The 12186-nt window shown below is 32.8% G+C and carries 12 protein-coding genes; 3 read left to right on the forward strand and 9 right to left on the reverse strand.

Annotated features, from left to right (window positions below):
• Positions 1–89 precede the first annotated feature (89 nt).
• From X928_RS04895 to X928_RS04930, 8 genes are read right to left on the reverse strand one after another with little or no spacing between them, the layout of a single operon-like run.
• Complete coding sequence (locus X928_RS04895; RefSeq protein WP_103078751.1) at positions 90–494, reverse strand: hypothetical protein; 405 nt, start codon at positions 492–494, stop codon at positions 90–92.
• 25 nt (positions 495–519) lie between these two features.
• The gene (locus X928_RS04900; RefSeq protein ID WP_103078752.1) at positions 520–1035 is read right to left on the reverse strand and encodes a hypothetical protein; all 516 of its coding nucleotides are present in this window, start codon (positions 1033–1035) and stop codon (positions 520–522) included.
• 2 nt (positions 1036–1037) lie between these two features.
• The gene (locus X928_RS04905; RefSeq protein WP_103078753.1) at positions 1038–1664 is read right to left on the reverse strand and encodes an LptA/OstA family protein; all 627 of its coding nucleotides are present in this window, start codon (positions 1662–1664) and stop codon (positions 1038–1040) included.
• A complete protein-coding gene (locus X928_RS04910; protein WP_103078754.1) occupies positions 1661–2434 on the reverse strand; it encodes a patatin-like phospholipase family protein in 774 nt (257 codons plus the stop codon). Before X928_RS04910 ends, X928_RS04905 begins: the two co-directional genes overlap by 4 nt.
• A 2-nt stretch (positions 2435–2436) precedes the next feature.
• Positions 2437–3231, reverse strand: coding sequence for a patatin-like phospholipase family protein (locus tag X928_RS04915; RefSeq protein ID WP_103078755.1), 795 nt, complete (start codon positions 3229–3231; stop codon positions 2437–2439).
• A gap of 15 nt (positions 3232–3246) precedes the next feature.
• The gene (locus X928_RS04920) at positions 3247–5307 is read right to left on the reverse strand and encodes a hypothetical protein (RefSeq protein ID WP_103078756.1); all 2061 of its coding nucleotides are present in this window, start codon (positions 5305–5307) and stop codon (positions 3247–3249) included.
• A gap of 2 nt (positions 5308–5309) precedes the next feature.
• A complete protein-coding gene (locus X928_RS04925) occupies positions 5310–6971 on the reverse strand; it encodes a PEGA domain-containing protein (RefSeq protein ID WP_103078757.1) in 1662 nt (553 codons plus the stop codon).
• 2 nt (positions 6972–6973) lie between these two features.
• Complete coding sequence (locus tag X928_RS04930; protein ID WP_103078758.1) at positions 6974–7411, reverse strand: MarR family winged helix-turn-helix transcriptional regulator; 438 nt, start codon at positions 7409–7411, stop codon at positions 6974–6976.
• 404 nt (positions 7412–7815) lie between these two features.
• Between X928_RS04930 and X928_RS04935 the strand changes: the two genes are divergently transcribed.
• The 3 genes from X928_RS04935 to X928_RS04945 all read left to right on the forward strand — a co-directional run bounded on the left by X928_RS04935 (position 7816) and on the right by X928_RS04945 (position 11367).
• On the forward strand, positions 7816–9180 hold the full coding sequence (locus X928_RS04935; protein WP_211286448.1) for an MATE family efflux transporter: 1365 nt from the start codon (positions 7816–7818) through the stop codon (positions 9178–9180).
• Positions 9181–9468: 288 nt separating this feature from the next.
• A complete protein-coding gene (locus tag X928_RS04940; RefSeq protein WP_103078759.1) occupies positions 9469–9933 on the forward strand; it encodes a MarR family winged helix-turn-helix transcriptional regulator in 465 nt (154 codons plus the stop codon).
• Positions 9934–11367 carry an MATE family efflux transporter gene (locus X928_RS04945; RefSeq protein ID WP_103078760.1) on the forward strand — a complete coding sequence of 478 codons (1434 nt, stop codon included), beginning with the start codon at positions 9934–9936 and terminating at the stop codon, positions 11365–11367. It abuts the gene before it with no gap.
• 44 nt (positions 11368–11411) lie between these two features.
• Here X928_RS04945 and efp read toward each other — a convergent pair whose 3' ends face one another.
• Positions 11412–11969, reverse strand: coding sequence for an elongation factor P (gene efp, locus X928_RS04950; protein WP_103078761.1), 558 nt, complete (start codon positions 11967–11969; stop codon positions 11412–11414).
• Positions 11970–12186: the final 217 nt, after the last annotated feature.

Here is a 12186-nt window from a genome sequence, read left to right on the forward strand (position 1 = left end):
CCTTCGCCCCGCTCCCCACCCATAAGGATAAAAAAGCTTTTTCTTTTTCCCCTTCTCCCCACCCATTTAAGGATCTTTCTCTAGAAACTCTAAAAAGGGATGAAAAGCTTTAACTCATACTCATCATCCCATGTTACATTTAAAAATTTTCCATCGTATGAAAAAGTTGTTATATTTCCTGAAATCAATGTGGACCCTTTATCCCACCCTGAATCTTTGTAACGGTTAATCTTTTGTGTGAATTTATTGTATGAAAAACCAACTATGTTGCCATCAGATGAATTTCCTAAGACGGTTGAAGAATCGTAGGAGGTCACATTAGTAATCTCATTTTTTGCAACAACTATCACTTCCATAACGGCGTTGGAAATAAGGTTTAGATTAACCATTTCATCTAACGAACTTTTTAAAATGTTGATTGTACCGAAAAAAGTACCTATTACGATCAGCATTGATAAAGAAACGATAAAAATTTCAAATATACTCTCTATCATTAGAAACCCTTGATTTTTATTCATTTTACAAAGGTTCTACTAAAAAGATTGAAAAGTCAATCCTACCGTTTACCACCCTTAAATCTAACTTTAAATCATCAATAAAATCAGCAGGTTTTGGAACTACGTAACCGAATTTTATAGCGAAATAGTTCAAAGGATCATCGGTATTGTTGAATGGGTATCCCACGTACAATTTTCCTAAAATGTTATTAAAATTCAAATTAAAGCCTCCATATGCAAGAGTCCCTGGAAAATCTTCACCATACACCCATAATAAACCAACATCTAAAAAAGTGTTCGGGTTTATATCCAAAAGTTTAGCAGAAACATCCGTAACCGTGATCAAAGAGAACGTTTCTGCAAAGTTTGGGCTAAGATCAAAATCAAGGTTGAAGGAATCTGACTCCAATCCACTCTTTAAAGCAAATTTGAAACCATCAGGATAATTCAGCAAAGAAAAACCTACGTCGTAATACGTTTGAGAATAAACCGGAACAAAGAGAGAAAGTAAGAAAAAAACAACAAAAATCTTCTTCATGATTATTCCTCCTCCTCTGCTACTTCCAAAATTAAATTAACCGCCTGAGCCTCTATATCGTTGGTTTGCGTATTGAAAGTAGCGTATGCTGATGTCATATCAATTTTTTTTACAGAATTTATGATATGGACATTTTCGGAAAGCGTGAGCAAGTTTTCGTTTTCAACAAAAACAAAGGATTTTGCGTTTATTATATAATCTTCTTTTTGAATCAAAACCAGGTCTTTAGAACTTCCTTCGTATCTTTTATTATTGTTATCTATCTGAAGTTCGTCAGAACTTATCTCGATCTCTGATTCTTCCAAAAAAATCTTAGCTAAAACATTCCCAGAAAGAGTTCCCTTTTCCGTCTGAAGGTCAAAGCTCATAGATGTAGATGTGGCTTCAAACGTGTCTCCTGTTATATAAACCTTCTCGGTGTTTACATCTCGCCACTCGTCGTCAATGAGTGTGATGGTGGCAAAATCCGTTGAAATAGAAAGATCTTCTTTCTGTATAAAGACATTATTTTTCAGTATGTACCTACTTTCTTCCCCTTTTACTTCATCTGCTTTTACATTTATTTGCGCAGAATAAATGATCAAATTTGTTAATGTAAGCATTAAAAAGAATATAGTAAAACGCTTCATACTTTGGCCTCCAAAAAATTATTAGCTTGATTTTGACCATCAAAAAAAGCAGACATATTGAAATAATTTTTCAATTGTTTTTGTGGTTCTATAGTATTAAAACCTTCCGTCAATAAACGATAATTTTTTAATGTTCTAGAATAGGAGGTTTTTAAAAGAATCTCGACCGTATTTTTTGGATATGGATAAGTTAAAACCGGATCAAAAGAAATTATTACGGCATCTTTAGGGAATTTTTGAGGGATAAACGATAAATAGGAAGTGGGAATAAAAAATCCACCTTGATATTCATAATAACTGTAATAAGGTGGAAACGCCAATTCCATCATTAACATATCAACAATTCTTGTTTCATTTTTCAGTGTAATTACTTCTTTATTTTTTAGCTCGAAGACTTCGAAACTTATATTTTTTCCGAGTGAAGAAAGTGTTTGGTCACCAAAATAACCTTCCAAAAATTTTTTTAAAGTATCCGGATTGTAAAGCGACATTTTCCCTCTTCCCAATCTTATCAATGCCGTTGTTTGAGCGTATCTACTGTTATATAATTCTGTATTGGTAATTACCTCACGTAAAGGATTATTTTTTTCGTATATGAAATCTTTTAAACGACCGAAAAAATTTACCCCATACATAGAATAAAATAAACCTCTTAAACTACCTAAACTAGAGGTATATAGATTTAAGACTTTTTCTTTTTTTGAGATAAACTCTAAAACACCAGATTCCCAATAAAAGCCTTCAAAAAATCCTCCCATTACTAAGTTCAACGTTACTCCCTCACTTTATTTTGCATAGATTTTAAAAAATTTTTAGCATTTTGGTATATTTCATTAAAATAAGAAAAACCCTCCCATGAATACTCTATCGGGAATGTGTAAACTTCTTCTGCTTTATTTATTTCATAGTTAACCATCAAATCATTTTTAAAGTCTTCTATAGAAATTATATAATCCAATCCGTCGTTAAATTTAAAATCGTTCTTAACCTCGCCATTTAAATTGCTTGCTATTACATAATCTGCTCCTAGCTTTTTAGCTAACTTTACTGGAATAGGTGTTAAAACTCCCCCATCCAAGAGGTTCATGCCCCCTAACCTTAAAGGAGGGAAAACCCCAGGAACACTTGAAGAAGCCATAACAGCATCGATTATGTACCCTTCTGTGATCTCGACTTCTTCACCACTTTCCAAATCATATGAAACGATTCCTAGTTTTATCTTACAATCGGAAAAACGTTTACGTCCATACAACTGTTTGTAAATATCATAAACGAAATCATTTTTTAAAAAGCTCTTGCCTGCAACCATTTTAGGGAAATTAGTAATTCTGTTGTTTAGAGTTCTAAACTGCGAATCTATTGTCTTTTTCTTTTTAAGTGTTAAGTCTTTGAATATTTGAAATAGGTCCACATCAGGATTTAAAGCATAGAGGGCACCAACTAAAGCACCTACACTGGATCCTGTTACTACTTCGATTTTTATTGCTCGTTCTTTCAGTTCATTAATTAAGGCAACGTGAGCAGCTCCTCTTGCACCACCACTTCCTAAAGCTATTCCGTAAACCATTGTTCCCTCCTGAAATTATTGGAATAATAAAACAATTCCTGCACCAACCAATACTCCAACAAGTCCCGCAATTATCGATGAAACATAAGTTTTATTAGGTTTTTCTATCTGTTGTATAGAACTTTCTAAATTATTAATTTTTTCTACATTCTCATCTGTTTTTTGTGAGAGCGTGGCAATACTTTCATCGTGAAGAAAAACGGTTTTTTCGATATTAGAAAGCCTTGATTCAACATTTGAAAGTTTATCTTCAATATTGTTTAATTCTTTTTCAAAGGAAACTAACTCTGTAGCTAACTGCTGAGATAATTCTGCCTTTAGATCGTTTTTTAACATCATGGGATCATTCAAATATTCAGACTCACTTTTAATTTCATAGTATTTTTCAAGTAAAGAATTATAAGAATTTTTAAGCTCTTCTATTTCAGAAGAAGTTATTTGAAAATTGTTCAAAGTATTTTCAATATTGGATAATCTATTCTCTACTTGTATTAGATCATTCTGTAATTGTGCATTTGTTCTATTCAAATTTTGGTAGTTATCATTTAAATGACCAACTGTTTCAGCAATTTTCGCAATATCCCCTATTTGAGATAAAGTATCTTTATTTAAATTAGTCAAGGTTGCTAAAGACGATATTTGAGCATTTAACGCTTCTGTTTTTTCTTTTAAATTTTGAATATCGCCGTTATTTTTTTCTAATGCTAAATGAAGTTCGTCCAAATTATTTCTTAATTCTTCGAAAGTAGAGGCATATACAGTCAGTTCACCAATTTGATCATAATAAGTACCAATCGTTCTTTCTAAGCTCGAAACTCTTTCTTGCAAATTTTTTATATCCACAGTATACTGAGGAGCAGCCATCTCTGATGACGTTGGCGTGAGTTTTGATAATTCAAAAATTATGTTATCCAATTTTTTGTTCTGAATTATTATGTGTTCAGAAAGGGTGTTGTATTTATTTTGCAAATCTAATATTTTAGAGTTGTAGTAGGCATGTCTTGCATCGAAAGTTTCTATGTAAGATTGGTTTGAAGCTACTTGGTCATATAATACAGATAGATCGTTCGAGAGATTATTAGTTTTTACTTTCAATCCTTCGATATCGGTTCGCACTCCCAACAACAGCTCATCGTTCAATGTTTCAGCTGAAATACTTGTTGAAACATTTGAGAGAATGAAATCCAACTTCGCCTCGTTTTCATTAATCTTTTTATTCAGTTCATTATAACTGTTTTCATATGGAACTATCTCACTTTCTACCCTTGCAATCCTTTGATCAAAATTGTTCAATGTAGCCGTCAACGTATCGTTATAAAGATAAACTTCGTTTTTAGCGATGTTTGTCAAAGAGGTTTTCAACCCATCTATTTCGAGATTTAATCTCATGTCTATATAATTTTTTAATTCTTCTTTATTTGACTGAGTTGAATCTATCAATACAGATTCCAAACTTTCAATAGTTTGATCGTATTTAGCGTTTAAGTTCATTACCTCTTGTTCGAAATGATTGAGGCGTTCTTGAAAAATTGTCAAGGATGCCATTGAAGAGTCAGCAATCATTTGAACTTCATCTTGTGCAGTTTTTTTTGCAATATCAATTGCTCCTTGAGAGATCTCTTGGAAAATAACGTTGTCTTCGTTAATTGGTTGACTGGGATCAATTACTGCTAAAATATCCGATACATTTTTCCCCAAATTTTGGATAGTGGAGTCCAGATAAGACAGTCGGTCATCGTGGGCAAAAACGGTACTTTCTAAATTGTACAATCTTTTTTCAGCATTTAAATTTTCGAGGTTGAGCAATCTGTTACTTATTTCTTCGAGTTCTTGACCATAAAGTCCATCTACATAATCGAGCATATTTGAACCAAACTCTGCCAAATCATATCTTAAAACTTGCTGAGAACCTCTGAAACGGCCTTGATTGTCTAGATACATGATTCCTGATTCAACCATTCTCACCACTTGAGGATATATCGGTGAGGATGGTTGTAAATCTACTATGTTGGTTTGGGATAACAAACTCAATGAAATAAAAGTAAAAAACAAAAATAAAACTATTTTTTTCGCCATATTTATAACCCTCCAAAAAGTTTGTCTAGATCAACGTACATAGGTTCGTTTACGAAAATTACTACAGACATTTCTCCATTTGAAAACAAATTTGGTCCTGAAGGTAAATAAAGCACTTTCTCTGTGTGAGTAAATTCTTCACCATTGATAGTATACTTCTCCCCGGTAAAATCTACCTTCACAGGTACATGAGAGTCAAATTCAAAATGTACGAAACTCTTTTCACCAGGGCTTATAGTCACTTTTTGTTGTTTGATTTCATTGAACTTTCTGACCTCTATCGTATAATCTCCTGATTTTAACGGGTAACCAAAGCAATCCTTATAATTCAAATATTGGCCATCAATGTAAATAAGAGGATCTTTAACGTTTGTGGTAATAAACAGGTTACCAAAATCACTTCCGGTATAAATATCCACACTTTCAGAAGGTTCCAAAAGGATGCTATACGTTCTATTTAATGTCCTTACGTTTACAAACTGAGGATTGTTTAACATATTGTAAAGAAAAAATGCAGGAGTCTTTTGGGTTTTTCCTAGAAAGCTCACGGGCGTATTGTGTAGAGAATAAACATTTACTGTACTCAGTTTATTTAAATCTATACTTTCCATTTTGTCATAAAAATCTCTATAAATCGGAAATTCTAAACTTTTCTTTCCCGATATAATCCTAACAAAATGTGGTGAATCATCCAAAATAATCGAATCAATTCCTTTTCCTACGTATTTTCCATCGATATTGAATTCATAATTTTCAGAATTCAGAAAACTTATTGTATTTAAAAGTGGATTCAGTTCAACATAATATTTATTCAAACCGTTTTGTGTCAATTCAATCATCAAATTTGTGGATACATATCCTAATTTAGATAATGTTAAATTATATGTTCCAGTAGGGAATAAACCTTTCATTGGAGTACTTCCTACATATTCATTATCCAAAAATACGCCCACATCTTTTGGTTCGCTATCAACAAAAAGTTCTATTCCATTTTCTAATTCAACTAATATTCTATCATCTTGAGGCAAATCTTTTAATGTGTTGACTAAATAACCTTCCTTTTCCAACGAAATTATATCGAAATTACTTCTTTTTACGGTAATAGGTGTTTTTCCAACTAACTTTCCATCTACGAAAACGTTTGCTTGAGGAGGATTTGATTCGAGCAGTATTTCATCAATTGGAATTAAAGCGATACTTAAATTTTTCTTATCAAATGGTTTCAGTTCAAGGTTTATCTCTTTAGCAAAAAATCCATCTTTTTCTATAATTATTTTTTCTACGGTGTAGGGAATATCAACTTCATAAGATGGGGGTAAAGGTATATCGTAATTTTGGTTTAAAAAGGTGTATTTTATGTTGACAGAATCAACGTTGATATCAAAAATAAGTTTAGTTAAAGGTACTTGTTCGGCTGTAATTTGGGATTCGTTTCCTAAAAGCTCTATATAGGCAATAAAATCGCTGTATCCCAGTTTTTTTATTTCTAGATAACCGGACTTATCATCAGGTACTTCGATTGTAAAAGGTGTTTCGGTAACAGTTCCCATAAATTGAGAATCAAAATAAATCTCACTACCAGTTAATGCTGTTATATTTATTGTATAAGAAAAAAGTAATGTGGTAAAGATTAATAAAAGAAGCAATATCAACTTTCTATACACTGTTAAATCTCACCCCGTTTTTCATTCAAAATCTTATTGATCTCATTTAATATTTCTATGCTTCTTTCTTTTTCTCCCAATTTTTCATATACTTTTTCCATTAATTTTACCCTGTTTTTTATCACGTTTTCTATTATATTAGTTCCTTCTTGAGTTATTTGGACAACGTATACCCTTTTATCCTTCTTGGATTTTTCTCTAACCAAATATCCTGCAATCTCCAATCTTCTAATGAGTCCTGTTGTTGTGCTTTTAGTTACTCCCAATCTTTTACTGATATCACTGAGCATTTTAGGACCTTTGAAATAAACGGTTTGCAAAACATCAAACTGAGCTGGAGAAATGTTGAATTCTTTTAAGACTTTCCTTCCTTCACTTTTAACTTTTGAACAAATTTCTCTAATTAACTTTTCCATTTGAATTGAAGGATTATTTTCCATTTTATTCCTCCCGAAATTATGAAATTACCATATTTAGAAACTCTAAAAATTGATTAAAGTACCTATTATTAAAATATAAAGGAATTTTTTAGGTTTCCTGGATTTAACCATCATCAAAATGAAATATCTAATATAGTATATCATATTCTTGAAAAATCAATCTGATAATTTTCAAACTTGAGTTTTTTGAAAGTAAATGTTAAAATAATCGAAGGTAGTTGAATAGCCTTTTAAGGGCATGTTCTTACTTCATCTTTTTGGCTGGGGTGGTTGGGTGAAGTCTTTTCTCTATCTTATGGTAGGGAGCTGGTGAAGGCGCAAAGACTCTTTTAATTTTATGGGTGGGAAAGCTGAGCGAAGGGGAGCTATTGATAAAATAATTTTAATTTTCGTAGGAGGAATACATGGAAAAAGATCTAACAAAGGGTAGCATAATAAAGCATATTCTGTTGATGTCATTACCCACAATGGTTGGTATGGCAGCCCAAATGGTTTACGATCTTGTTGATATCTTTTGGATTGGTATGATTTCCAGTGAGGCGATAGCCGGGGTAACAGTTTTTTCAACTATATTTTGGATGGTTGATGCATTAAATGAAATTATTGGTGTAAGTTCAATCTCATTGGTTTCCCAAGCTTACGGTAAAAAAGATTATCACCAAACGGCGAGATCAATTGAACAAACGATAAGTTTCAAATTTTTGATGGCATTAATAGCTGCAACTTTCATGGCTATATTTTTGGAACCCTTAATGTCTCTTTTTGTAGATGAAACTGTAGTAGGCTACGGTTTAGATTATGGTTATTTAAGGTTATTCTTCTTACCAATAATGTTCTCATCTTACTCGATAAACACCGTTTTTAGATGTTTGGGAGATGCAAAAACTCCTATGATTATAATGATATCTGTTAGCATACTGAACCTTTTTCTTGATCCAATTTTTATCTTTGAGACAGTTCCTTTTATCAACATAAATGGCTTGGGTTTTGGAGTTTTTGGTGCTGCAATTGCGACCGTCGTTTCCCAGAGCATAGCTTTTTTTATTGGTTTTTTAATACTTTTTACCAGGACTCACCAAGTAAAACCTCATATAAAAGGTTTGTTTAAACTAAATAAAGATATTGATATCAAGTTAATAACTATAGGACTACCAAACGGTATAGAAATATTTTTTAGGAATCTATCAAATGTTGTTATATTAGGTTTTGTCTCACTTTTTGGTAATGAGGCTATCGCTGCAAATGGGATCGCTGGCAGGATATTTGGCTTTGCCTTCATCCCTTTATTTGGCCTCACTATGGGGGCATCTTCTGTTGTTGGTCAAACCATAGGAGCAGGAGATATAAGAAGATCGGAAAAAGCTGCAAATCTCACGGGAGTACTGGGCTCGATTGTAATGTTATTTTTCATTCTGATGGCTTTTGGGTTTGGTGAAAATGTGCTCTCTCTCTTCACAAACGATCCTATAGTGATTAAATATGGGACAGAATTTTTAAAGTATGGATCAGTAGGCTTAGTAGTACTAGGTTATGGACTTGGTCTCACAAGCGCTTTTTCCGGGTCAGGATACAACTTTCCTTTTCTTTTATCCAGTATTATTTCAAGGTGGGGTATACAGTTATGCATTTTAATCGTAGCTATTAATATTTTTAATCAGTCCTTAACTTGGGTATGGCTTTCTTATATGTTTGGAGATATCGCAGAATCTTTCATCCTTTTTTATTTTTATAAAAAGGGAAGATGGAAAGAAAAAAAAGCCTGGCAGTAAAATATAAAACACCAGAAAATATTAGTTGCACATGCAACCAAATCTTAACGGGAAAATGGTTGTACATGCAACAATTTTTTTTTATAATTATTTTAGGCAACTTTCCTTCCCTTACCTTATGGACGGGGAGTGTTTGCTGCAGTATGCAAACCATGTTTTTTCATAATGCCTTTGAAATAATTTCCAAATTCTCATTTGCGAAGCAAATGATGTACGGGCGCTAAAACATGTTTTAAAGTTTCTAAAGACACTATAAATAAGATTTTAAAAGGAGGCGAAAATCAAAAGTTGTTTAATTCTGAACAAGATCCATCGGTTATTAGCAAGATATCCTGTTTATTCAGAACGGTGAATTCTATGATGAAAAAAGAACTTGAAAAGTATGACATTGGAAGGGGTCAATTTCACTTTCTTATGTACTTACTTAAAAATGGAGATGGAATAAGTCAAGAAGAATTAAAGGAAAATCTAAATTTTGACAAAGCTACCACTGCCAGAGCGATCAAGAAACTTATAAAAAATGGTTATCTTACCAAAAAAATCGATGATAACGATCATAGGATCAATAGGATATTCTTGACTCATAAAGCTTACAATATCTATAACGAAATGGAAAAGTTGAATAACTATTGGGAGAAAATTATAACAGATAATCTTTCACTTGAAGAAAAAGAAATGGTTCAGGATATATTGAATAAAATGCTCGATAATATACTAACATACAAAGCCAAAGATCATCAGGGGGTGTCGTAATTGGAAGAAAATACTAAAAAGCTTGAAAACAAGAAGATAGGGAAGTTATTAATGGAATTATCATTACCAGCTATAGCTGCCATGTTGGTGCAAGCATTATATAATTTTGTCGATACTATATACATTGCAAGAGGTGTTGGTACACTTGGAATAGCTGGAGTATCTGTTGCGTTTCCCATTCAAATGATCATTATGGCTACTGCTGGAATGATAGGAATAGGTGGGGGGACATTAATATCCCGAAGTTTAGGAGCAAAGGATTCAGAACGCGCAGAGAAGGCTTTAGGGAACATTTTTACTACTATATTTGTTTTAAGCATAGGTCTTTCTATATTGGGGACAATCTTTTTAGATCCAATTTTAAATCTTTTTGGTGCTACTCCTGATATCCTTTCATACTCAGAGGATTACATGAGTGTAATCCTTTATGGAGCGATATTCTTTTCAATTGCAATGGCAAGTCACAACGTTATGAGAGCAGAAGGTAACGCAAAATATGCAATGATATCTATGATAATTCCAGGGATATTGAACATTATTCTTGATCCTATTTTTATATTTGGCTTAAATATGGAAGTAAAAGGTGCAGCAGTAGCTACGGTACTTTCTCAGTTTGTTGGGGTTGTTTATATAGGATACTACTTTTTCAGTGGGAAAAGTTCTTTGAAATTTCACAGGAAGAATTTCATATTAGATTGGCACATTATGTCTGAAACACTAGCGGTTGGAGCTTCTGCTTTTGTTAGGCAAGTTGCTGGGAGTTTACTAGCAATAGTTTTAAATAATTTGCTAGGAACGTACGGGAGTTCTCTGCATATAGCAATTTTCGGGGTAATAAATAGACTTTTTATGTTCTTTTTTATGCCTATGTTCGGTATCGCACAAGGTTTTTTACCAATAGCCGGTTATAACTACGGAGCTAAAAGATATGACAGAGTAAAAGAAGTTTTGAAAAAAGCAGCAATCGCTGCTATTACATGGTCTACAGTTTCGTTTACATTAGTTCAATTGTTTCCAGGTTTTCTACTTTCTATATTTTCAACGGATCCATCTTTGATTACCGAAGGGATTCCCGCTTTAAGGATAGACGCGATGTTTATATGGATCGTAGGTTTTCAAGTTGTAGGATCTGCTTTATTTCAAGCTATTGGTAGAGCTGGTCCGGCGTTGTTGTTATCAATGTCAAGACAAATATTGATATTTATTCCGATGGTCTTTATTATGTCGCACTTTTTTGGATTAATGGGCATCTGGTACACGTTTCCTGTTTCTGATGTTTTATCAGCCCTGTTGACATTATTTTTTGTAATCAGGGAGATCAAAATTCTGAATACTCTACAGAAAAAGCAAATTCAAATTAACGATGAAGGAAAAGAAATTGAAGAATCTTATACATCCGAAGGTAAACATGAATACCAACCCCAAGAAAAATAATAAGGCTCGATAAAAATATATCGAGCCTTTAATCTATGGTCTTTCTATGCTCTCTCTATGTATTCTCCTGTGCGGGTGTCTACTTTTATTTTTTGACCTCTTTCCACAAAGAAAGGAACTGTGGTTTTCAATCCAGTTTCTAACGTTGCTGGTTTGCCTCCACCTGACACGGTGTTTCCTTTAAAGTTAGGCTCTGTGTCTGTAACGGTTAGAATAACAACGGTGGGAAGTTGAATGGAAATAGGATTCCCGTTAAAGAAGATTAGATCAACTTCCAAATTTTCGGTTAAATAATATTTTTCCTCTTCTAATTCTTGAGCAGGCAAAGAATATTGTTCATATGTATCGAGTAGCATAAAGTAATAATGATCACCATCATTATATAAAAACTGGGCTTTCCTAAAACTTATATCAGCTTCCTGAACCTTTTCTCCGCTAGAAAAACTAACCTCTTTTATCAATCCTGTCATGACATTTTTTAAACGGGTTCTAATTAAACCACTACCTCTTCCCATAAAATGTTTATTGGCTTCAACTACACGATAAACTTCGTTTTGATAAACGATGAAATCTCCTTTTCTTAAGTCTCCTACGTCGATCATTCAATTTCCTCCTTGGTTTTTCAGTCATTCGAGCAATAATTAAGAAGCTATCGCCCTAAAATCATTATAATTAAAAATAAGCAGAACTTTATTCTAGAATAAATTTAACAATTATTTCTTAACTTGTCAAGTCTTTTCTTGTATATTTTTTTAAATACTTATACCTAATTATCTTTTCATCAAGTTTACTTATAATTCATCTATTGGTTATAAAAAA

The sequence above is a fragment of the Petrotoga miotherma DSM 10691 genome (genome assembly GCF_002895605.1).
In the GTDB taxonomy this organism is placed as follows: Bacteria; Thermotogota; Thermotogae; order Petrotogales; family Petrotogaceae; genus Petrotoga; species Petrotoga miotherma.